General features: G+C 72.5%; 19 protein-coding genes. 9 read left to right on the top strand and 10 right to left on the bottom strand.

The features are described from left to right. Positions 1–7: 7 nt before the first annotated feature. A complete protein-coding gene (locus AB0B35_RS23820; RefSeq protein WP_361049028.1) occupies positions 8–2176 on the bottom strand; it encodes a DEAD/DEAH box helicase in 2169 nt (722 codons plus the stop codon). A 113-nt stretch (positions 2177–2289) separates the two neighbouring features. After that, positions 2290–3489: a low temperature requirement protein A gene (locus tag AB0B35_RS23815; RefSeq protein ID WP_361049026.1), complete on the bottom strand. Its 1200-nt coding sequence runs from the start codon at positions 3487–3489 to the stop codon at positions 2290–2292. Positions 3490–3626: 137 nt separating this feature from the next. Between AB0B35_RS23815 and AB0B35_RS23810 the strand changes: the two genes are divergently transcribed. From AB0B35_RS23810 to AB0B35_RS23795, 4 genes are all read left to right on the top strand, one after another. Further along, positions 3627–3827 (top strand): hypothetical protein, encoded by a 201-nt coding sequence (locus AB0B35_RS23810; RefSeq protein ID WP_361049024.1) that lies wholly within the window; start codon positions 3627–3629, stop codon positions 3825–3827. A gap of 111 nt (positions 3828–3938) precedes the next feature. Continuing rightward, entirely contained in the window at positions 3939–4907 is a 969-nt protein-coding gene (locus tag AB0B35_RS23805) for a LuxR C-terminal-related transcriptional regulator (protein ID WP_361049022.1), read from the top strand. Between the two features lie 297 nt (positions 4908–5204). Beyond that, a complete protein-coding gene (locus AB0B35_RS23800; RefSeq protein WP_361049020.1) occupies positions 5205–5639 on the top strand; it encodes a hypothetical protein in 435 nt (144 codons plus the stop codon). 165 nt (positions 5640–5804) lie between these two features. Next, positions 5805–10508 carry a HEAT repeat domain-containing protein gene (locus AB0B35_RS23795; protein ID WP_361049018.1) on the top strand — a complete coding sequence of 1568 codons (4704 nt, stop codon included), beginning with the start codon at positions 5805–5807 and terminating at the stop codon, positions 10506–10508. 12 nt (positions 10509–10520) lie between these two features. On the opposite strand, the gene AB0B35_RS23790 is transcribed toward AB0B35_RS23795, so the two are convergent. Next, the gene (locus tag AB0B35_RS23790; protein WP_361049016.1) at positions 10521–11135 is read right to left on the bottom strand and encodes a cytochrome P450; all 615 of its coding nucleotides are present in this window, start codon (positions 11133–11135) and stop codon (positions 10521–10523) included. Then, on the bottom strand, positions 11042–11764 hold the full coding sequence (locus AB0B35_RS23785; RefSeq protein ID WP_361049014.1) for a hypothetical protein: 723 nt from the start codon (positions 11762–11764) through the stop codon (positions 11042–11044). Before AB0B35_RS23785 ends, AB0B35_RS23790 begins: the two co-directional genes overlap by 94 nt. Before the next feature lie 117 nt (positions 11765–11881). Here AB0B35_RS23785 and AB0B35_RS23780 point away from each other — a divergent pair, with 117 nt between their 5' ends. After that, positions 11882–12754, top strand: a complete 873-nt coding sequence (locus tag AB0B35_RS23780) for an oxidoreductase (protein WP_361049012.1) — start codon at positions 11882–11884, stop codon at positions 12752–12754. Positions 12755–12783: 29 nt separating this feature from the next. Here the strand turns inward: AB0B35_RS23780 and AB0B35_RS23775 are convergent, their stop codons facing one another. The 4 genes from AB0B35_RS23775 to AB0B35_RS23760 are packed head-to-tail and all read right to left on the bottom strand — an operon-like array spanning position 12784 to position 16887. Further along, complete coding sequence (locus tag AB0B35_RS23775; protein WP_361049124.1) at positions 12784–13665, bottom strand: sugar ABC transporter permease; 882 nt, start codon at positions 13663–13665, stop codon at positions 12784–12786. A gap of 29 nt (positions 13666–13694) precedes the next feature. Continuing rightward, positions 13695–14741: an ABC transporter ATP-binding protein gene (locus AB0B35_RS23770; protein ID WP_361049010.1), complete on the bottom strand. Its 1047-nt coding sequence runs from the start codon at positions 14739–14741 to the stop codon at positions 13695–13697. Beyond that, positions 14738–16030: a sugar ABC transporter substrate-binding protein gene (locus AB0B35_RS23765; protein ID WP_361049122.1), complete on the bottom strand. Its 1293-nt coding sequence runs from the start codon at positions 16028–16030 to the stop codon at positions 14738–14740. The genes AB0B35_RS23770 and AB0B35_RS23765 overlap by 4 nt, the downstream gene beginning before the upstream one ends. 32 nt (positions 16031–16062) lie before the next feature. Beyond that, the gene (locus AB0B35_RS23760; protein WP_361049120.1) at positions 16063–16887 is read right to left on the bottom strand and encodes an ABC transporter permease subunit; all 825 of its coding nucleotides are present in this window, start codon (positions 16885–16887) and stop codon (positions 16063–16065) included. Between the two features lie 125 nt (positions 16888–17012). Between AB0B35_RS23760 and AB0B35_RS23755 the strand changes: the two genes are divergently transcribed. Then, a complete protein-coding gene (locus AB0B35_RS23755) occupies positions 17013–19289 on the top strand; it encodes a glycosyl hydrolase (RefSeq protein WP_361049008.1) in 2277 nt (758 codons plus the stop codon). Then, the gene (locus AB0B35_RS23750; RefSeq protein ID WP_361049006.1) at positions 19286–19489 is read left to right on the top strand and encodes a hypothetical protein; all 204 of its coding nucleotides are present in this window, start codon (positions 19286–19288) and stop codon (positions 19487–19489) included. Before AB0B35_RS23755 ends, AB0B35_RS23750 begins: the two co-directional genes overlap by 4 nt. 54 nt (positions 19490–19543) lie before the next feature. On the opposite strand, the gene AB0B35_RS23745 is transcribed toward AB0B35_RS23750, so the two are convergent. After that, the gene (locus tag AB0B35_RS23745) at positions 19544–20530 is read right to left on the bottom strand and encodes a hypothetical protein (protein WP_361049004.1); all 987 of its coding nucleotides are present in this window, start codon (positions 20528–20530) and stop codon (positions 19544–19546) included. Positions 20531–20741: 211 nt separating this feature from the next. Between AB0B35_RS23745 and AB0B35_RS23740 the strand changes: the two genes are divergently transcribed. Then, positions 20742–21449, top strand: a complete 708-nt coding sequence (locus tag AB0B35_RS23740; protein WP_361049002.1) for a MarR family transcriptional regulator — start codon at positions 20742–20744, stop codon at positions 21447–21449. Between the two features lie 116 nt (positions 21450–21565). Continuing rightward, on the top strand, positions 21566–22000 hold the full coding sequence (locus tag AB0B35_RS23735; protein ID WP_361049000.1) for an STAS domain-containing protein: 435 nt from the start codon (positions 21566–21568) through the stop codon (positions 21998–22000). Positions 22001–22004: 4 nt separating this feature from the next. On the opposite strand, the gene AB0B35_RS23730 is transcribed toward AB0B35_RS23735, so the two are convergent. Next, the gene (locus tag AB0B35_RS23730; RefSeq protein ID WP_361048998.1) at positions 22005–22763 is read right to left on the bottom strand and encodes a DUF427 domain-containing protein; all 759 of its coding nucleotides are present in this window, start codon (positions 22761–22763) and stop codon (positions 22005–22007) included. Positions 22764–22845: the final 82 nt, after the last annotated feature.

Genomic DNA, 22845 nt, shown 5'->3' with positions numbered 1-22845 from the left:
AGCGGGCTCATGAGACGTGCTGGTCGCCGCTGTCGCGCAGGCGGGCCCGCTCCTGCTCGATGATCCGGCGTTCGGCTGCGGCGCGGGTGCCGTCGTGCTGGGTCACGTCGACGGCTCCCGCGTTGTCGTCCTTGGACGCGCTGGGCCGGGCGTACTCGTCGAACAGCGCCGCCTTGCCCGCGACCAGCTCACGCACGCTGGTGTCGACGGTGTCCTCGGCGATCAGCCGGAAGACCTGCACCGGCCGGACCTGGCCCATCCGGTGGCAGCGCGCGATCGCCTGCTCCTCGATGCTCGGCTTCCACTGCGGCTCGACCAGGACGACCACGGAGGCGGTCTGCAAATTCAACCCGACCCCGCCGACCTCGATCTGGCTGACCAGCACGGCCGGTCGGCGGCTCGCGGTGAACGCGTCGACGACCTGCTGGCGCTGCAGCGGCGGGGTCGATCCGGACAGCGGCCCGTGCGCCCGCTTGCCCAGCGCGTCCGCGACCGCGTCGAGCACGTCGCGGAAGTACGAGAACACGACGACCTTGTGCCCCTCGGCCATCGCCTCGGCCGCGATCTCGCGGATGTGGTCGAGCTTGGTCGAGGTCCGCGCCGGGTCCCCGAAGGTGGCCCGGCGCATGGTCATGAACTTCCCCTCCCAGACGGTCTTGCGGTACGCGGCGGCCTCCTCCGGCGACAGGGTCACCGGCTGCACGTTCTCGATCCGGTCGGGCAGCTCGGCGAGCACGTCGGACTGGTTGCGCCGCAGGTACGCCGGGGCGATGGCGCGGCGGAACGCCTCGGCCGACGGCGCCGCGGCGGCCTGCCGGGCGACCTCGGGGTTGACGTGCTCGGTGAGCACGCCGAACTCGGTGACCCGGTTCTCCAGCGGGGTGCCGGTCAGCAGCGCGACGCGTTCGGCCCGCTCGATGAGGCGGCGGCTCTGCAGGGTGCGTTTGGCGTCCGGGTTCTTGATGTAGTGGGCCTCGTCGAAGGCGGCCATGGCGACGTCGACCCCGTCGAGGTCGAGCCGGTCGAGGGCGGTGTAGGTGGTCACCCCGATGCCGCCGTTGGCGCGCCAGGCGGCGGTGCCCCGGGCGGCGTCGCCCCCGTACAGCAGGCGAGGGGTCAGCCGGCAGTGCCGCTTGATCTCGTGCATCCAGTTGGCGGCCAGGCTCGGCGGGCACACGACCAGGAAATGGCGCCGACCGTGGGCGGCCAGGTGGCACATGGCCGCGAGGGTCTCGACGGTTTTGCCCAGGCCCATCTCATCGCCGATGATCACCCGGCGTTGCGCGATCATGAACCGGGCGCCGAAGGACTGGTAACCGCGCAACGTGGAGACCAGCAGGCTCGTGTCCAGGCGCACCTCGTCGACCCGGGCGGCGTCGTCGGGCGACAGCCGGCCAGCCGGGCCCTGCTCACCGGCCTGCTCACCGGTGGCCTCGGCCAGCAGGGTCAGGTAGGTCGCGGCGTCGGCCTTGTACCTCTGCCACAGCTGCTTCTCGGTGGGTTCGGCGGCCAGGGCGGCCGCGGCCGCGAGCACCCTGGTGCGGGCCGTGGTCAGGCGTGGCGAGCGCAGCGCCGCCTCCAGCGCTGCCAGCGCCGCGAGATCGTCCTGGCGGCCCTGGCGGCCGCGGAACAGGCTGCGCCAGCGGCTGTTGGCGCGCCGCGCGCCGTCGATGCTGCCGGCGACGGCGTCTTCCAGGTCGCCGGCCCGGCCCAGCGCGGGCCGTACCCGCTTGCGGAAGACCGCCAGCCGGTGCAGCGCGCGCAGCAGGTGGGTGTCCGCCGGGGAGCGCCGGTCGGGGTCGGGGCGCAGCACCGTGTCGGCCTCGACGCTCTCGGCAAGGGCGGCGATGGCGTCTTCGAGCTGGGTGACCGTGGTCGGCCCGATGCCTGGGTACTCGTGGAGCCGGTGCCGGTTCGCCATGAGCTGGCCGACGGTGGTGATCCCGGCTGCCCGCAGCGCTCCCAGGCGCAGGCGGCCGCCTGCCGCCTCCCGTAACTGGCCGAGGTCGGCCTGCTGCAGGCGCTCGTCGAGCGACTGCTTGCGGTTGCCGGTCGCGAGCCCGCGGATCTCGGCGACGAGGTGCTGCTCGGCGTCGAGCACGGTCCGGGCGGCCCGCTGCGCGTGCGTGGCGTCGGTGACCAGGGCACGCGCCTCGGAGCTGCGGGCGGCGACCATGGTTACCTCGTTTCGCGCTCGCCGTGCCGCGTGGGCACGGATGACGTATTCCTGAGTCCGCGTGGGCCGGCCGGGGAGCCGTCCCGCATCCCCATGCCCACCGTGCCGGGCCGTCACGCCCCCTCGCGCCCCAAGGGCACCCGGAGCAGCGGCAGCGGGCGTCCGGTGCGGACGATCCATGCCTCGAACGCGTTGAGCGTGAGCAGGACGGCGACCAGCAGCACCGCCGTCACCATGATCGGGAGCTGGATGGCGGCCGCGGCAACCGCGCAGCAGGCCACGGCGGCGGCGACGCGCTGCACCGTCGCCGCGCCGAACATGCGCCAGCGGGCGTAGCAGAAGCCCCACAGGTACAGCGCGACGCCGGGTGCCAGCAGCACCTCGGGCAGGCTGTGCGGCACGTCCAGGGGATGGGCGAGCAGCTTCTTCAGGCCGACCGCCACCAGCACGATCGCGACGACATAACCGAGGTGGGCGTAGCTGAACACGTCGGTGACGATGCGCGACTGCGCGGGGGTGTGCTCCAGGCTGTGCCGCACCGCGGGCGCGCCGAAGTGGAAGTACGTCCACCACAGCAGCACGATCAGGGTGAACGCGAGCAGCATCGCGGCCAGTTCCGGCGTGCCGAGCCGGCCCGCGGCGGCCTGGTTGCCGGTGGCGACCACGGTCTCGCCGAGCGCGATGATCAGCACCAGCCCGAACCGCTCGGGCAGGTGCGCGGTCTCGTACCGCATGCCGCTCAGGCGGCCGCGCAGCAGTCGCGGGCTGCTCAGTTCGATCAGCGCGGCCGCCACCCAGAGCACGGTCTGCCATGTCCCGCCGAGTATCGCGCCGGCCAGGTACAGCGGGGCGCTGACGAACAGCGCGACCGCGAACGGCTCCAGGCCGGGCCGGAACTGTCCCGCCAGTCCACTACGGACCGCCCACAGCACCAGGCGCAGCACGGCGTAGGCAAGGGCGAACAGGACGGCGTGCCCGCCGTACGCCTGCCCGATCGCGACCGACATCAGCAGGCCGCAACCGGCCGCGCCGAACAGCACCATCCGGCCCGCGGCCCGGTCGACGCGGCTGCCGGCGAGGTTCGCCGCCAGCGTGGTGCCGACCCAGCCCCACCACAGCGGCAGGAACAGCAGCACCGTGCGGGCCGCTTCGCCGGTGGTGTGGGCACCGGCGAGCGTCGAGGTGATCTGCGTGATCGCGAATACCCAGATCAGGTCGAAGAACAACTCGGCCCAGGCGACGCGCTGCTCCTCGTGGTGGGCTGGCGGCGGGGCGGCGGTGTCGGCGTCTGCGGTGAGCGGCGGGGGGTTCACGCGGCAAAGCTATGGGGTCCGCGCCCCGCACGACAAGTTCATACTCGCCCACAAGGGACGCGGTGCGACGATGGCGAACACGGTGCAGGGGGCGTCCGGCCGCCGCCCTGCACCGTCGCCGGGACCAGGCCGTCGGCATGCTCAGGAAACCCGGTCCGCGTTTGATCAGCGCACCGGCGGTGACCAGCCGCTGGATCTCCGAGGTGCCCTCCGGCAGGACCGTCTCCGAGATGCCCCACGGTGGTGTCGGGCAGTCCGGCTACGGCAGTGACCTGGCCATCGCGGGGCTGCTCGAATACACGCCGGTCAAGCACCCGATGAGCGCGCTGCGGTGGTAGCGCGGATGATGCCGTGCAGCGCGGCGACGGCCGGCTCATCGGCCCGGCCGGGCGGCGCGCCGGGTGATATCTCCGGCACAATGATGCTCGCCGACTCGGGATCGGGGAGTGATGCTGGAGTCCGTCGGGCTGACACCACAGGCCGAACGCGTCTACGCCGCCATGGTCCGGCGTCCGGTGTCCCGCGACGCGGCGCTGGCCGACGAGTTGGAGCTGTCCGCAACCGAGGTACGGGACGCGGTGCACCTGCTCACCGAGCGGGCACTGGTCGTCCCGGCGGGCGACGGCGGATGGCGCGCGGTCGGTCCGCAGGCGGCGCTCGGCGCGCTGCTGGCCGAGCAGGAGGCGGAGCTGGCCACCCGGCACCGGCGGCTGGAGACCGTCCGGGCCTGGGTCGCCGCGCTGGAGGCCGAGCACGATCTGAGCCGTCCCCGCGACGAACTGGTGCGGTTGGAGGGCACGGCTGCGGTCCGGGAGCGGCTCATCGGGGCGGCCAAAGCGATGCGGCAAGAGTGTCTGAGCTTTACCGTCGGCCGGGAGCTGACGCCCGAGGCCGTCGAGTCGGGGAAGATCCACAACCTGGACGCGCTGCGGCGCGGCATCAGCCTGCGCAACGTCTACCAGGAGAACGTCCGCCACGATCCGGTCAGCCTGGCGTTCGCCAAGTGGATGGCGTCGCACGGCGGACGCAGCCGGACCGTGCCCAGCGTGCCGTTCCGGATGGTGATCATGGACCAGGCGGTCGCGTACCTCTCCCTGAATCCGCAGGACTCTCGCGAAGGCGCTCTGGAGATTCGCAGCCCGGTCGTGGTCGACGCGCTCCGCGTGCTCTTCGAGCAGGGGTGGGAGAGCGGCACACCGTTCGGCGAGCCGCCGAAGGTGGACGAGGCCGGTCTGAGCGCGCAGGACCAGGCACTCCTGCGGCTGCTGGACGCCGGGCACACCGACGAGTCGGCGGGCCGCAAGCTGGGCCTCTCCGCGCGTACCGTGCGGCGGGTCATCGCCGAACTCACCGACCGGATGGGCGTCGAGAGCCGCTTCCAGGCCGGTGCGGAGGCGGTCCGCCGCGGCTGGCTCTAGCCGGTCGGCCGGCGGCGTGCGACGAGCACGGCCCCGGACAGCAAGACCAGCGGCCCGACCCTGCGGTCCCGCACCGGCTCCACCAGCACCGGGTCGCCCACGCTGATCGACACGTCGATCTCCCTTCCGAGAACGGTTGTGACGCAGTCTGCGTGGCGGGCGGCGGGTGGGTCAGCGGTCCGGGACGTCCGGAAACGGCCAGGCCGGTTGCGGCCAGCCGCGCAGTCGTGACCGGACCGGGGTGATCGTGCCAGAGTGCGTGCGACGCCGATGACGACTCAGAAAGGTGAACGGGCCATGCCGATCCAGCGCCGCCGGATACTCGCCGGGGTGCTCGCCGCGACCCTCGTGCTCGGCTGCGGTCTCCCCGCCGACGACGGCCCCGGTGACGCCGAGATCCTGGCCGCCGGGACCGCCGAACTCGATGCGGTGAAACTGCCGGAGCACGAATGGGCGCAGCATGCCCGATCCGCCAAGCGCGACAAGACGCGGCTGGTCTGGCTGCGCTGGTACACCGTGCCGCTCACCCGGGCCGAGACGGTCGACCTCGTCGACCGGCTGTTCACGGCGGCCGGGTGGGCCCGCAGCGACGACTGCATGGGTCCCGGGGGCGAGAAGTGCTTCACCTACGACAGGAACGGCTTCCACGTGTTCCCCAGCATCACCGACAGCGTCTGTGTCGGCGGCGGCGCCGGTTGCGCGGATCTGCACCTGAGCATGCGCCGGGCGTGAGTCTCCGGGTGGTGGGAGCGCCACGGGGGCGCTCCCGTCACCCGGCCCGACCCGTGACGACTCGGAAGCAGTCCCGCGAGCATCGCGGCGGCAGCGGCGCAGGAGCCTCGTGGTCAGGCCGAATCAAGATTGCCGCGATCACCGCGCCGACTACCATCAGGCGGCATGACATCAGCGAGTGAGCCGGTTCGGGCTGCGGTGCGGCGGGGCGACCTCGACTGGCTGTCGACCCGCCTGGCGGTAGAAGACTGCACACCGGCCGTCCTGAAGCTGCTCACCCGTCACGAGGACCCGCTGCTGCGGCATCTCGGCCTGGACCGGCTGGCCGCGCGGATCGCGACCCCGGGCATCGCGGAGTCCGAGCTGGGTGCACTGGCCGGGCTGCTGCCGCCGACCCTGGACGGACTGCCGGAGACGGCGCTGCTCGTGGCCCACCTCCACCAGCGGCTCCGGCGCTACGTCTCCGAGCAGAGCAGGCCGCTCCGACCCGTAGCCCAGGCGCCGGTGAGCGTGCAGATCGCCTGGCTGCGTGCCGAGATCTGCGACAGGCCCGCGACGGTCCGCAGCGAACCGGCGGGCGAGCTGCTCTACCAGTCCGTGGTGGGGATCGCCGCCGCGGACACCGACCGGCTGGATGAGCTGGTCGGCGAGCTGGCCGCCGGCGGTGACCAGGTGCTACGGGACGCGGCGCTGCGGCTGGCCCGCGAAGGGCTGCACAGCGTGCTGCTGGCCCCGGCCCGCGCCCGCGAGCACGTCGGCAGGCTGCTCGCATCCGACGATGTGTCCGCTGCCGCGCTGCGGGAGCTGGCCGAGCCGTGGGCAGCGCTCGCCCCGTTGCGCCGGGAGCGGCTCCGACCGCTCCTCGTCGCCGTTCCGCCGTCGCCGGGGCCTGCCCCGGCCGGTGCCCGCCAAGGTCAGGCGGTCGGTTCGCCGGCACCGTGGCCTGCGGTGATCGATGCCGCGATAGTGGCGGCGGCCCGTCACGGGCATGCCGACCTGCTCCACGACGTCGTCGCGGACGAGGCGATGCCGCCGCAGGCTCGGCAGCAGGCACTACGCGAGCTGGGCACCCTGGCCGGACGCGCGGACATCGGCGATCTCCTGGCGGCCGCCGCCACCGACCCGCTGCTGTTCGGCGGATCCATGGTGGCGTGCCTGCGGGCCATGCACCGGCGGGGCCTCTTCCCGGCCGGTGACGACGCGCCGGGCATCGTGGCCCTCGCTCTCACCGACCACACCGTGTCCGCGGCCGAGGTCGCCACGATCCTGTTCACGTGTCGGCGTGCGGCGTTCGACGCGCTGCTGGTCGCCGACGCCGATGATCCGAGGTGGCCGCGGCGGCTGGCGCTGCTGGTCGAGCTGGCCCGCCAGGGAGGCGGTGACCTGCCGATCGGCGACGCGATCACCGGTGTCCTGCCCGCGACGTCCCGTCCCGAGCCGTTCCTGGCGGCTGTCCAGGCGATGCGCCACACTCCGGCGGAGGACGCGGTCATCGAGGCGCTGCCGCAGGCCCCGGCTGCGGCGTTGCACACGCTGGAGGCGGTCGGCGGCCCTCGGACCGTGGCCGTGCTGCGCGAAGGGCTCGGCCTGACCGGCGGCGACGCCACGGCCGTCGTCCCGCACCTGCGGCCGGTGCGCCGTCGCGCGCTGGAGCTGCTGTGGCACCTCACCGACGATTCCGCCGGGCGGGCCGCGCTCCTGGCCCGCCTCGACCCGCGTGACGTGCCCCGCCGGATCGCCGTCGACCTCGGTGGGCCCGACCAGCGGGAACTGGCTCTGCTGCGGGCGGGCTTCGACCCGGACGACCCGGTGTCGGCGCTGCTCGTGCTGGCCCGTAACGGCGACGCGGGCACCCTGGCCGCCATCGCCGACCTGCTGGCGCGGATCGTGGCGGAACTCGCGGCGTCATGGGAGCCGGGCGGACCGGCCCTCCCCACACGGTCCGACGGGCCTCCACCCGGCGAGCCCGCGGTGCCCGACGAGGTCGTGACCGCGATCCGCGCACTCGGCGGCCGCCTGCACGATCGCGGCAAGCTGCGGCCGTACTGCCTGCGTGAAGTCGGCAGCGCCGCCGAGGCCGGCCACGCGCTCGTCGCGACCATGGCGCTGGACCTGCTGGACCGGCCCGGCCTGTCCTCCGGCGAGCAGGCCGTCCTGCTCGCCCTGCTGTCCCGGGCCCCGTACGCGGGCACCCGGGCCCGGGTGCACCGGCTGCTGCGCCACCGCGACCGCCACGTCCGCAAACACGTGATCGCGGCGCTGGCCGCCGACTCGACCGGCGACGCCGCCGAGGCGCTGTCGGCGAGCCTGCTCGCGCTGACCGCGGCCCGCGACGTGCAGACCGTCCGGCAGGCGCTGCTCGCGCTCGGGCGGATCCGGGCCCGCTGGGCCGCCCCGGCGATCGCGGCGTGCCTGGACCACCCCACCATGAACATCAAGAAGACCGCTGCCGAGGTCCTGGTCCAAGCCGGTGCGCCGGCCGCGGTGCCGAAGCTGCTGTTCTGGCTCGGCCGCCACGACAACCCGGGTCTGCGGGAGACTCTCGTCGCAGCGCTCCAGGCGATCCTCGGCCGCGCTCACGCCGCCACGGTCCTCGCGGCAGCCGAGCAGGCCGACGACGAGCGAACCCGCGGGCTGCTGCTCGGCGGGCTGGACCGGATGCTGTCGGCGCGGGCGGTCGACGCGCTGGTTCGGCAGGGATCACCGGTCGCGCCGACGCTGCTCGCGCTGGTTGCCGCAAGCGAGGTCAGGCTCGGCGAAGGAATCGTCGAGGATTTGGCGGCGCTGTTCACGGCACACGGCATCGCCGCACCGGCCCGTTCGGTCGTGGCCGCGCCCGGCCCGTGGGATGAGGACGTCGACGCGCTGGTACACGATGGCTGGAACGCCGAGACCGCCCTGCGGATCGTGGCCGGACACCACCTGACGCCCGGGAATCCGAGTGCCGGTCAGCTCGCCCGCCTGCGGCCGCTGCTGGCCGACTGGCTTCAGCTGGCCTCCACCGACGTGGCCCCTGCGCCGGCGACGCTTCGGCTCACTCTGCGGCTCTGCCCCGCTCCCTGGTCGGCCGGCGAGGTCAAGACCTTCGCCCAGGCAGTCGGGACCCTGGTCGGCGGTCTGGGTGAAGCCGCCGGTGAGGACAGGGACGGTCTGCTCACGGTGCTGGAAGCGGTAGCGCCGACCCTGCCCGCCGCCCAGGCCCTCGGCGTCGCCGCCCTGCTGCGGACACTCGCTCCCAGTGCGGCCGGGCGGAAGTCGTCGCTGGGGCTGCTGCGCCGCTGCGGCGCGGTGCTGACCCGCGCCGACGTCGAGCACGCCCTCGCCGCGGCCCGGCTCGGCCCGGACCCGTGGCGAGCCGAGACCGCCGTGCTGCGCGACGTTTTCGCCGTCACCGCCACCCGGACGTCCGAAAAGGCCACCGCATGGCGGCTCCGCCTCGAAGCCGTCGTACGCACACCGGACGACCTGCGCGACTTCCGGTCACGAGACGACCTCCGGCTTCCGTCTCACGACCGCCTCGACGCCCTGATCGAGGCCTTTCCCTCAGCGCATCCGGAGGCCCGTGGCGCGATGCTGGACTGGCTGGAGGCACTCCAGCCGATCGGCGCACCGTCCTGGACCCTGGCCGAGCAGTTCCACGGGGCCGCCGGCCGGCCACGGGCCCCGCACGACGGCGACCTCGACCAGCCGCGCTCGGCCGCGTCGCGCGAGCGCCTGCTCGCCATGCTCGACGCTCCCGACGCGGGTCGGCGCACGGCGGCCGCCGCCGCGCTCGGGGACTGGCCCGAACCGGAAACCGTACGCGAGCTGCTGCGCGCGTTCCTGGACGGACGCGTCGACGTCGCGGTCGGCGCGAGCCTCGCGCGGGCGTTGAACGGCATCGACGAAACCGAACTGCGGACGATCGCCGCCCGTGGCGAGGCCGTTCGTGAACGCCTCGCCGGTGTGGCGTACCACCTCGACCCGTCCGACCTGCACCGCCTGCTCCCGCTGCTGCTCGAATGGTGGGCGCACGGTGGATCCGCCACCCGCGCCTCGGTCGCACGTGCGCTGCGCAAGGACGACGAGTACGCCGACACCCTCGCGGACAGTCTCCGCAGCCGCCTGGACGCCGGAGCCTGGGGTTACCTGGACTTGATCGCCGGCCTGCCCCTACTGCGCACCCCAGCACTGTCCGAAGTCCAGCGGCGGCTGCGGGCCGAAGGCCGCGAGGACCTCGCCGACAAGATCACCCTCGTCGACGGCCCGCTGCGGGGGCCTGACGCCGCCGACGGCGATCCCGCCCGGCTCGCGGCCCTCCGTGAGCGACCGCCCACGGACCGCGCCACCCCCGCGCCATCACGCGGTGACCTGCTCGGCCTGATCCGCACCGGTCCCACCGACCAGGTCCGCCGTGCGCTCACGCGCCTCGCGGAGCTGCACGAGGACGACCGCCCGACCGACGACCGGCTCGCCGCTGACCAGGACTCCGAACTGGAGAATCTGCTTGCCGACCTGCTCCACCACCCCGAGCCGAGAATCCGCCTGCACGCGCACCGCATCGCCCGCAAGCTCCTGGACCGCCCGACCTACCTGCGCCACAGCGCGGTCCTGCTCGACGATCCCGAACCCGATGTGGTCCGTGCCGCGGTCAACACCCTCAGCCACGCGGTATACCAGCCGGCCATCCCCGCGATCGTGGGCCTGCTCGTGCACTCCCACACCGGTGTCCGCAGGGCCGCGATCGGCGGTCTCGTCCAGATCGGACCATCGGCGATCCCGGCCCTCAGGCACGCGGCAGGCCGTGCCCGGCCCGACCGGCAGCACCACTACACTGCGGTCCTCGACCAGATCACCGAGCGTACGGCGGACCAGATCACGGCAGTCTGACAGTGGGCGAGGTCAGGTCAGGACCGGCAGGGCCTCCGTGCCGTGCTGGACGAAACCCCGTGCGCCGTAGTGGAAGCTCAGCGGCGTATCAGGGTCGAGGCGCAGACCCGGGCAGGCGTCGAGCAGCGCGGTGAGGGCCGCGGTGACCTCGATGCGGGCCAGCGGAGCCCCGACGCAGTAGTGCGGGCCGATGCCGAAGCCCAGGTGGGCCCCGCCGCGCCGGTCCAGCCGGAACGTCTCGGCGTCGGAGTACACCTGCTCGTCGAAGTGCGCGGCGGCGATGCACAAGTACACCAGGCTGCCCGCGGCCAGGGCCGTCCCGGCGAGTTCGGTGTCGCGCACGACCAGGCGGTAGAGCCCGGCGGTCGGATTGGCCCAGCGGAAGGACTCGTCGATCGCCGCCTCGGCGAGGCCGGGCTCGGCCCGCACCTGCGCCAGCGCGTCCGGGTTGAGCAGCAGCGAGGACACCGTCGCCGACATCATCTGGATGGTGGTCTCGAACCCGCCCAGCAGCAGGCTCACCACCGCGGTCGTCACCGCTTCGAGGGAGTACGCGTCGTCGGCCTCGAACGCCCGGACGATCTCGCCGAGCATGTTGTCGCCACGTTCGCGCGACTCCTGCCGCACCAGCGTGGTCGTGTACTCGCTGAGCCGGTCGTACGCCTGCCGGCCGGCCTCGGCCACCGACTCGGCCATCGGCGGCCCAGCCAGGTGATGATCGCGCGCACCCACGCCAGGCCCTGGTCACCGAGCTCGTCGGGGATGCCGAGCAGGGCGAGGAACACCTCCATCGGATACCGGGCGATGCTCTCCTCGACGAGCTCCGCCTCGGCCTTCGCGGCGAGCGGCCCGAAGCTGCGCCGCGCGATCGGCAGCACGGCCTGGGCGTACTTGGCGCTCGCACTGGCGCTGAAGAAGCGGTTGTGGATGCGCCGCAGCCCGTGGTGCGCCGGCCCGTCGAGCGCGATCATGGCTTCGCTCATCGGGCCCATGCCGTAGAAGCGGGTGCTGAAGGTGTCGGTGTCGCGCAGGGCAGCGCTGACGTCCCGGTGCCGCAGGACCAGCGGCGCGTGCATGAATTCGTCGTACACGATCGGCTCCTGCCGCCCGAGCGCCGCGAGCGTGCGCCCCAGTGCTGCCGGTGAGCTGGATCTTTGCGCGAAGGCGCTTTCCGCGGCCGGGATCATCCATCGATTACAGACGTTGCCCGCGGGAAGTGGACAGCGCAGCGACAGATGCCCGACAGCGACGGTCACCCTACCGGTGGTGACGGCCGGGCAGCCATCGACTCGAACGGGTCGGCCCATGCCGCAGCCGGTGCGGCCGCTGTACCGTGATCGCCTCTTGTCGATTCGGGCACCGCGGGGGAGCAGATGACCAAGGTCGCCATCGTCACCGGAGCCTCGGCGGGCATCGGGGCGGCCACCGCGCAGCGCCTGCACGAGCTGGGCTTCACCGTGTACGCGGTCGCCCGCCGGGTGGACCGGATGGCGCCGCTGGCCGTGCTGGGCATCCACACCGCCGGTGTCGACGTCACCGACGACGCCGCCCTGGTGGCCCTGGTGGACCAGGTAGTAGCGGAGTCGGGCCGGATCGACGTCCTGGTCAACAACGCGGGATACGGCTCGTTCGGCGCGCTGGAGGACGTGCCGCTCGATGAGGCGCGGCGTCAGTTCGAGGTCAACGTCTTCGGCGCGGCCCGGCTGTGCCAGCTGGTCCTGCCTCACCTTCGGGCGCGGGGCGCGGGCCGCATCATCAACGTGTCCTCGGTCGGGGCGCGGCTTTACCAGCCCCTGGGCAGCTGGTACCACTCGACCAAATACGCGCTGGAGGGCCTGAGCGACTGCCTGCGGGTCGAGCTGAGGCCGCTGGGCATCGACGTCGTCGTGATCCAGCCCGGTGGCATCGCGACCGAGTTCCCGCAGGTGGCGGGGGATCGCCTGCTGGCCACGTCCGGCGGCGGACCCTACGGCGAGCAGGCCCGCCGGTACGCCGTGGCGTTGCTGTCGGAGCCGGACCACATCTCGCCGCCCTCGGTCGTCGCGAAGGCGATCGGGCGGGCCGCGACGGTGCGGCGGCCGCGCTCGCGTTACGCGGTCGGGCGGGGCGCGCGGGCCGCCGTGTTCGCCCGCTGGCTGCTGCCGGACCGCGTCTTCGACCGGCTCGTGGTCGCGCTGTTCGCCGCCCTGGGCACGATCGCCGCCCGCCGCGCGCGACCGGCGGTCTCGCCGACGACCGGCAGCTGATCCCGCGGCGGGGAGGCCTGCCCCGGTCGCTATCCGTCCGTCGTGACGACGCCGGTCGACGCCCAGCGGCGCAGCAGGCGCCACTGGATCAGCACCGCCGCCGCGGTCAAGCCCAGCATCAGCGCCGCGACCGCGGCGGCGTAGCCGTACCGCAGGTACTCGAACGCGTCCTGGTAGAGCACCAGCGACAGGTAGGTCGTCGCGTACGGCGGAGGGCCGCCGCCCGTGACGACCAGCGTCGGCACGAACGACGCCTGCAGGCTCATCAGCGTGTCCCGCAGGACCAGCACGGCGAGCACCGGCGCGAGCAGCGGCAGTGTCACCCGGCGCAGCACCTGCCCGGCACCGGCGCCCTCCAGTTCGGCGAGTTCGTACGCCTCGGGCGGCAGCGCCAGCCGGGCCGTGAGCACGATGACGAACGTCTCGCCGATCGTGAACAGGCTCATCAGGACGATCCCGGCGCGGGCGTCCTCGGGGTCGGTCAGCCACTGCGGAGGCAGGGTGCCGAACATGGTCCGCCCGCCCTCACCGCCGAGCAGGAGCAGCTGGTTGACCGGCCCCTGGATCGGGTTGAGCAGCCACAGCCACATCAGCCCGTACGCCAGCTCCGGGACCGCGCCGGGCAGCAGCACCGCCACGCGTGCCGTTCCGGCGGCACGGGCGCGCCGGTGCAGCAGCAGGGCCAGCCCGACCGCGAGGACGAGCCGCAGCGGCACCGAGAGGGCCAGGTAGGACAGCGAGTTGCCGACCGCGGCCCGCACCGCCGGATCCCTGGTCAGCTCGACGAAGTTGGCCAGGCCGACGAACCGCGAGGTCGCGATCAGGTCGCTTTCGGTGAACGCCATCGCCAGCGTCGCCGCGGCGGGCAGCAGCACCAGCACCACCAGGCCGACCAGGTAAGGCATGAGCATCAGCAGCAGTTGGCGGCGGTCGCGGTCCATCACCCGGCCTGCCCGGCTCTGGTGGGCTGCGGGACCCTTTCGCCGGTGGCGGCGTCGAAGGCGTGCAGGTGCTCCTCGGCGACCCCGATGCCGACCCGGTCACCGGGCGCGGGCCGGGCGGCGGCGGGCACCCGGGCGATCAGGGGGTGCCCGCCGACGTTCAGGTGGACCAGCGCGTCCTCGCCGAGCACCTCGACCCGTTCGACGTCGCCCAGCGGGCCCGCCGGCGTGCCGCCGAGTCTCACGTGCTCCGGCCGTACGCCCAGCTCGACGCCGGTTGCCGGCACGCCGGGCAGGCCCAGCGGCCCGTCGCCGGGGAGCAGGTTCATGCCGGGCGCGCCGACGAAGGCGGCGACGTGCCGGGTGCGCGGCCGCCGCCATACCTCGTCGGGGGTGCCGACCTGTTCGAAGAGGCCGGCGCGGAGCACGGCGATCCGGTCGCCGAGCGCCATCGCCTCGGACTGGTCGTGGGTGACGTAGACCGTCGTCGCGCCGAGCCGGTCGTGCACGGCCCGGATCTCGGTGCGCATCCGGATGCGCAGTTCGGCGTCCAGGTTGGCCAGGGGCTCGTCGAGCAGGAACACGTCGGGTTCGCGTACCAGCGCGCGGGCCAGCGCCACCCGCTGCCGCTCGCCGCCCGACAGCTGGTGCGGGCGGCGACCCAGCAGGTCCTGGCAGCCGACGGTCGCCGCGGCCCGTGCCGCGCGGGTCGCGGCGGACCGCCGGTCCGCGCCGCGGATCCGGTGGCCGAACGCGATGTTGTCGGCCACCGTCAGGTGCGGCAGCAGCGAGTGGTTCTGGAACACCATGGACACGTTGCGCTGCCCTGGCCGCAGCGCGGTGACGTCACGTCCGCCGATGGCGACGGTGCCGGTGCTCACCGGGTCGAGCCCGGCGATGGCCCGCAGCAGTGAGGACTTGCCCGCGCCGGACGGGCCGAGCACGACGAGCAGCTCGCCCCGGGGCACGGCGAGGTCGATGCCGCGCAGGGCGGTGATCGCCCCGCGCGACAGGGACACCCCGCGCAGGCTCAGCCCGGCTTTCACCGCGCCGCCGTGCCCCGCTGGAAGACCGGCCGGGTCGCCGCGTCCAGGTCGGCGATCACCTTGTCCAGGGGGTCGCCGTGGAAGAAGGCGTTCTCCAGGACCTTGCCGGTCGCGTCCTCGATCTCCGGCCAGGTCGAGATCGTCGGCACCGGCCGCAGCGCCGGGATCGTGTCCAGGAAGATCTGCGAGCGGGCGGGCGGTGTGCCGGGGGACAGGAACGCGGGCGAGGTCGCCACGGAGATCCGCGACGGCACGGTGCGCCCGGTCCGGGCCATGAGCGCGGCCCCGGGGTCGCTCAGGGCGTATTCGAGGAAGCGCCACGCCGCGTCCTGCCGGCTCGACGCCTTGGTCATGCAGTACGCGTCGCTGTGCAGGATGTTGGCCGGGGAGCGGTACTGCGGCAGCGGGGCGACGTCCCAGTCGAACCCGGTGATCGCCCGGAAGGCGGTGGTGACACGCCGGGACGAGACGAACATGGCCAGCTTGCCGGCCGCGAACCTTGCCTCGTGGTCCTGGGTCTCCACTTCGACGTCCGACGGGACGACGCCGATCTTCGGCAGTTCCAGGAAGTCCTGGATCACCTGCCGCGCCTCGGGCGTGTCCAGGGTGAGCCGGGTCGGCGCGGCCGGGTCGTCGACGATGTCGCCGCCGTTCGACCAGATCAGCGGCGCGAGCCGGATCAGTTCGGGCGTGATGCCCAGCCCGTGCACGGCCGCCGGCACTCCGGCGGTCTCCGGGTCCCCGGCCTTCACGGTCCGGCCGCCCGCGTCGCGGGTCAGCGCCTGCGCGGTGGCGACCAGGTCGTTCCAGTGCCAGCCCGCCACCGGCTCGGCCACCTCGTACTTCTTGAACAGGCTGCGGTTGTAGTAGACGGCGAGGCTGGAGATGTTCTGCGGCAGGCACATCTGCTCGCCGCCCCAGCGGAAAGCCCCCATGGCCTGCGGGTAGAAGTCCTGCTCGTGCAGGCTGCCCGAGGCGGCCAGCCGGGCGGTCAGCGGCGCGAGCGCGCCCTTGACGGCGAACTGGCCGTAGTTGCGGTAGTTGATCAGGAACAGGTCGGGCGCGGCGTTCCCGGCGACCGAAGTGGACACCCTGGTCATCAGGTCCTTGGCGCTGCTCGCCTCGATCAGGTCCACGGTGGCGCCAGGCGTGGCCTTCTCATACTCGGCGGCCAGCGACCGGTACGCGGCGAGCTCGTCGGGGGTGCCCGCGACCAGTAGGGACACGGTGTCGGCAGCAGGATCTGCGTCGGCGCCGCAACCGGCGGTGACCCCGGCGGCGGTGAACATGGTGAGCAGGCTCAGCAGGGCGACTGTTCGCTTCACGAGGCTCCTTCGGGGCCGTAGGAGTGCAGGAACCGGCGCTGGGCGACCCCGAGCACGAGCAGGGTCGGCAGGGTGGTGAGCACGGCGCCGGCGAGGAAGACGGGCTGGTTGTGCGGGTCCATCGCGGCCAGGGCGCGCAGTGCCAGCGGCAGGGTGAAGGCGGCCCGGTCGTAGAGGTAGACCATCGGGTCGAGCAGGTTCGACCAGGTCAGCACGAAGGTGAGTGCGGCCAGCCCGGCGGTGACCGGCTGGACCTGGGGCAGCGCCATCCGCCGCCACGTCTGCATCGGCGTGAGGTCGGCGAGCCGGCACAGGTCGTAGCTGTCGGCGGGGATCGCCCGGAAGGCGAGGAAGTAGATCAGCGGGTAGAGCGGCGAGGTGGCGATCAGCGCGGGCGCGACCAGGGGCACGAGGGTGTCGGTCAGGTGGAGCGTGCGGAACAGCACGAAGCGCGGCAGCAGCAGCGCGGTGGCGGGCACCATCATCGCCAGTACGGACAGCGCGATCACCGTGCTGGTGACGCGGCGGGGGAGCTGGGTCAGCGCGAATCCGGCAAGCGAGGCCACGAGCAGGCTCAGCGGTACGCCGACCGCGGCGACGACCATCGAGTTGACGGCCGCGCGCACCAGGTCGCCGTGGGTGATCGCCTGCTGGTAGGCCGCTATGCCGGGGTCGTCGGGCAACAGCGGCGGCGCGACGACGGGCGGCAGGCCCGGTTCGCGCAGCGAGCCGGTCACCAGCAGCACCAGCGGTGCGGTGAAGAGCGCCGTCACGGCGAGAGCCCCATAGGTTCGGCGGCGGTGGGACGCGTCGCGCACGATGCCGCGACGTCTCGCGGTGAAGGCGTGCCAATCCACCGGTCACCTCTAGAGCTTTAGATGTATAGATGCGTAGCATTGCATGTCTAGCCGGGGTGGGGAATATGAGATCATCACTGGGTTTCAGCGTGACCGTCCTGTTGAGCCTGTCGCTGGCCGCATCCGCAGCCGCGCACGGCCTGCCCGCCGACGTCGTCATCGGACCTGACGTCGCCGCCCTGGAAGCGCTGGAGGGCGCAGCCGGTCCGTCCGGCGCCGACGAGTGGTTCATGGCCCAGCGCCTCGGCCCGCGCCAGACCGGCGACCTCGTCGCGCTGTCGGGGCGCGCCCGTGCCCAGGCCGAACGGATGAACGGCGGTGCGTCCACGTTCGCGGCGCTGCCCGCCTGGCAGTCGATGGGCCCGACCAACCTCGGCGGACGCGTCACCGACCTGGTCGTCGACCCGTCGGTCGCCAACACCGTCTACGCCGCCACCGCCTCGGGCGGGGTCTGGAAGAGCACCGACTCGGGCAGCACGTTCAACTACGCGTGGGACGCGGCCATCACCCAGGCCATCGGTGCGATCGCGATCACCAGCGCGGGCGTCCTCTACGCCGGGACCGGCGAGGCCAACCCCGGCGGCGGCAGCGCCTCCTTCCCCGGCACGGGCGTCTACCGCTCGACCGACCGCGGCGTGACCTGGCAGTCGGTCGGCCTGACCGGCACCAACCGGATCGGCCGCATCGTCATCGACCCCACCAACGAGAACCGCATCCTCGTCGCGGCCACCGGCAACCTGTACGTGCCAGGCGGTGACCGCGGCCTCTACCGCACCACCGACGGCGGCGCGAACTGGACGCGCGTCCTCGCCGGAGCCAACTCCACCACCGGGGCCTCCGACGTCGCCCTCGACCCGGCCGACCCGAACCGGATCTACGTCACGATGTGGGACCACCAGCGGATGCCCGGCAGCCGCCGCTACGGTGGCGTCGGCTCCGGCCTGTTCCGGTCCACCGACGGCGGCGCCAGCTTCACCCGGCTCGCCGGCACCCTGCCCGCGTCCGGCACCAACGTCGGCCGGATGGGCGTCGCCGTCGCCAAGAGCGACGCCAACCGGGTGTACGCCATCGCGGCCAACGCCACCGGCAACTTCCTCGGTTTCTGGACCTCCACCAACCGCGGCGACACCTGGACGCAGATCACCAACACGTCGGCGCTGAACTCGTCGCAGTCCACCTTCGGCTGGTGGTTCTCCCGGATCTTCGTCGACCCGGTGGCACCCCAGCACATCTTCGTGCCCGGCGTGCCGATGCTCGAATCGAGCAACGCCGGCGGCAGCTGGACCAGCAACTCCAGCTCCTTCCACGTCGACCAGCACGCCGTGGCGTTCGACCCGCGGGTCGCCAACCGCGTGTTCTTCGGCAATGACGGCGGCATCTACCGCTCCACCGCGAACGGGTCGCTGAGCGGCAGCTGGACCAAGACCACCCGGCTGGGCAACATGCAGTTCTACACCGTCGCGGTGTCCCAGCAGGACGTCTCGCGCATCAGCGGCGGCCTGCAGGACAACGGCTCAGTCCGGTCCTGGTCGGCGTGGGGTTCCTACTACGGCGGCGACGGCCTGCAGAACCTCATCGACCCCACCAACCACCAGAAGGTGTACGCCTGCTCGCAGAACGGCTCCTGCGGCCGCTCCACCAACGGCGGCAACTCGATGAGCGGATTCGGCTCGACGACCTCCGACCGCCGCGCCTGGCTGACACCGGTGGTGTTCGACCCGTCCAACCCGGCGATCATGTACTACGGCGGCAACCGCCTCAACCGCTCCACCAACTCGGCGCAGAGCTGGACCGCGATCAGCGGTGACCTGAGCCGCGGCAGCAGCGGCAGCACCAGCTACAACACCATCTCGACCATCGCCGTCGCCAAGACCAGCGCCGCGACCATCTACGTCGGCACCGACGACGGCCGCATCTGGGTCACCCGCAACACCGGCAGCACCTGGACCGAGATCGGCACTTCGCTGCCCCAGCGCTGGGTCACCCGGCTCACCGTCGACCCGACCGACGCCAACCTCGTCTACGCCACGTTCTCCGGGTACACCACGGGCGACTCGGCCGCGCACGTCTACCGCACCACCAACGGCGGCACCAGCTGGCAGCAGATCTCCGGCAACCTGCCCAACGCGCCCGTCAACGACCTGGTCCTCGACCCGCAGAACCGCAACGCGCTGTACGTCGGCACCGACGTCGGCGTGTTCACCTCCATCGACGCCGGCGCGACCTGGTCGGCGGCGGGCACCGGCCTGCCCGTGGTGTCGGTCATGGACCTGGCGACTGCCGTCTCCGGCGGCCGCACCCTGATCACGGCAGGCACCTACGGCCTGGGCGTCTACCGGCTCGACGTCGGAGCGCCCGTGCTGTGAGCGGACTCCGCTCGCCTACCCTGCTGGGGCCGAAGACCGGGCTGGACATCCGCTTCTTCACCGCGCACGAGTTGCAGGTCCTCCTGGGTGACCGGTTCACCGCCGTCATGCCTCTGCGGCTGCACAGCACCCGTCGCACCCGGCCCGCCGAGGGCCGGTGGTCGCAGTGGGAGGGCATCTGGCAGCGGGCCGGCCGATGAGGTCCGAGAGTGGGCGGATCACCGGGCCGTGACGCCCGGTGACCCGCCCACGTCTCACCGGGAGTGAACCGCGTGCTCCAGCGGCTGTGGGTGCGCGGGGCGTCCGGCGCCCGACTTCAGGACCGCGGTGGCCGCACCGGTGGTGACCACGACGAGCGCGGCGAGGGCGAGCAGCGTGGCGGCGTCCGGGTGGATCAGTGACTGCCCGCGGCCCGTCTGCCACGCGAGCAGGGCGAGCAGGCCGGTGCAGGCCGCCCCGGCGACGGTCATGAGCCGGGCGCGGACCGCTTCGTCGCGCAGGACCCGGCTGTGCCGGGCGAGCACCTGGAGCAGGAGCGCGGTGAGCAGCAGGGCGTGGACGGCGTGCAGTCCGAAGAAGTGCGGCACGCGGAAGTCGCCGCCGGTGGTGCTCCAGTGGGTGAGGAACATGCCGTTGCCGTCGGGGTCGCCGATGCCGTGGCCCTGGTACATCGTCACGTCGGTGCCGTTGGCGTCGACGACCGTGCGCTCGTGGATGCTGGTGGCCATCCACCAGATCGGCACCAGCATGCCCACGGTCGACAGCAGGATGCCCCAGCGCACGGCCCTGGTGAAGGGCCGGTCCAGGGCGCGCTGGGCCAGCAGCACGCCGGCGATGACCAGCTGGGTGACGAGCAGGCCGGCCACGCCGTAGGTGAACAGCTGGGTCATCGCGATGGTCACCGGGTCGTCGACGTTCGCGTTGAAGTGGCTGAAGGTGCCGCGGGCGGCCTGCACGGCGATGCCCGCGACCTCGACCGTGGCCGCGACGGCGAACACCGTCCCGGCCCACCAGCCGGTCCGGCGGGCCTTGCGCAGCTTGGTCAGCAGCCAGGCGAGTGTCGCGCTGTAGAGGGTGAAGGCGATGCCGAACTTCAGCGGCTTGACCCACACCGACTCGCCCAGCAGCAGCCGGTCGTCGAGCAGTAGGCCGGCGACGGAGACCAGCACGAGCCCGAGCATGAGGGTCACGTTCGCCATGAGGGGCCGGTGCCAGTTGCGCCAGGGGTGGAGCAGGTTCATCAGGTTCTCCCCGTCGTGAGGTTTTCGACAGTTTGAAACGCTACGTTGCGTTCATGATTTCGGCAATCATGGATTGCATCGGAACGCCAATAAAAGCTGGTAGAAGCACGGGAATCGTTGCAATGATGGTGACGCCTAATGCAAACAGTGATTGCAATGAGGTCGAGTGCGGCCGCATACTGGCGGGACGACTGATCGAGGGGGACGAAGGATGCCCGGTGGACGGCTGACGTTGCAGGATCGCCAGCGCATCGCGGCCGGGCTCGCCGAGCGCCTCGGGTACGCTGAGATCGCCCGCACGCTGGAGCGCCCGACCTCGACGATCACCCGCGAGGTGCACCGCAACGGCGGCCCGCTGGCCTACCGCGCCGACCGTGCCCACCGCGCCGGGGAGAGCAGGGCGCGGCGCGCGCCGGCCGCTGGAGCGGCGAAGTCGGCTCCGGTGGCGCAGGCCGCCGCCTACGGGCGCGACGCCGAGGCTGTGCGGGCCTTCGAGGAGCAGCTGACCGAGCTGACCGCGCGCACCGGTCTCACCCGGATGGCGGCCAGGATCCTCGCGCACCTCTACACCACCGACAGCGGCAGCCTCACCGCCGCCGAACTCGTCGCCCATCTCCAGGTCAGCGCGGCGTCGGTATCCAAGGCGGTGGGGGATCTGGAGCAGCAGCAGCTGATCCGCCGCGAACGCGACCCGCGGTCACGCCACGACCGGTATCACATCGACGGCGACGTCTGGTACAAGGCGTGGCTCGCCAGCTCCCGGATGAACACGACCCTGGCGCAGATCACCGGCCAGGGAGCGCGGATCCTGGGACCCGACACCCCGGCGGGCGCGCGCCTGCGCGGCACGAGCGACTTCCTCCAGTACCTGGGCCAGGCGATGCTCGACGCAGCGGAGCAGTGGCGCCGCGACTCCTGACCGGAGTCCGCACGGACTTGTTGCTCAATCGTGACCGAGTTCGAGGATTGACGGCCCGCCGTTCGGGGAAGCGTCAGGCAATCCCGACCATCACAGCGACGTGAGCGAGCGGACACATGACCGAGAAGCTGGAGCTGCGCCTGTACACCTCACCGGTGGGGGTGTACCTGACCGCCCGCGGGCGGCTCGACTCGACCACGGCACACCAGCTGGGAAAGGCGATCGGTGTCGTGCTCGATCGTTTTCCCACCGACCAGCTCACCGTGGACTGCGCCGGCCTCGACGCGATCGACGCCGCGGGGATCAGCGTGCTGATGCTCTTCCGGACCAGTGCGCTGCGGCTGGGCGTGCACCTGACGGTCGCCGACCCGCCGCCGCACATCCGTGCCGCCATCGAGGCGCTGCGCGCCGAACAGCTGCTCGCGACCACCCCGCGCGACCCGGACGGGGTGAGCCCGTGGCATCAGCCCGAGCGCGGCCGCTCCAGGGCGCTGCGGTACCACTGCCTGCACCCGTCCACGGCCGCACGGCGTCCACGTCGCCCGCGATGAACGGTCAGCTGAACTTCGTCGTGGGCCGTTTCTGCAGCACGCCGTCCACGTAGAGGTCCACCTTCTCGTTGTAGAAGGAGACCAGCCCTTCGATCTTCCGGCTCTCGTGCAGCGGCGTGCGGTACGACCACACGAGGTCGTCGTGCACCGTGTCGCCCGTCCGCACCGACCAGTACTCGGCCTGGCCCTTGTACGGGCAGTGGCTGACCGTGTCGGTGGGCTTGAGCAGATCGAGCCGTACGTCGGTCTTCGGCAGGTAGAAGCGCGCCGGCAGGCCGGTCTCGAACAGGATCATCGGGCGGTGCGACTCGGCCACCGTCACCCCGTCGACCTCGACCCGTACGTGGCGCGAGCTGGCCAGGATGTCGACCCGGGTGTGCGGGTCGCGGGGATGGGTGTAAACCTCCTCGTCCTCCTCGAACCAGGCGTCCATGGCCCCCCACTCGAACCGCACCAGCCCCCGTAGCCCCGTGGTCGGCGAGTTCTCGTAGCGCACCGCCGCGTCCTCGGCCGTGCGGTCGCCGACCTGCACCGTGTACAGGTCGCCCTCGCCCATGCCCGTCGTCGCCGTGCGGCCGGTCGGTTTGAGCAGCTCGCTGTGCACGTCCTCGACGGGCAGGTAGTAGGCCGGGTAGTACGGCACCTCCCAGACGAGCACCGGTCTGCTCGTGTCGGCCACGACCTGGCCGTTGAAGTACGCGCGTACGCGCTTGGCGCCGTGCTCGATCCGGGTGCGGGTGCCCGTGCCGGTCGAAATGCTCATACACCGATCAACGATGCGGTCCCCGGGTCACATTCCGCCGCCGCGGGCGTGCTGCTGCTGTTCCTGTTCTTCCGGTGGGTAC

It is taken from the genome of Catellatospora sp. NPDC049133, from assembly GCF_040648455.1.
In the GTDB taxonomy this organism is placed as follows: Bacteria; Actinomycetota; Actinomycetes; order Mycobacteriales; family Micromonosporaceae; genus Catellatospora; species Catellatospora aurea.
This window is presented reverse-complemented; position numbering and strand designations above follow the sequence as displayed.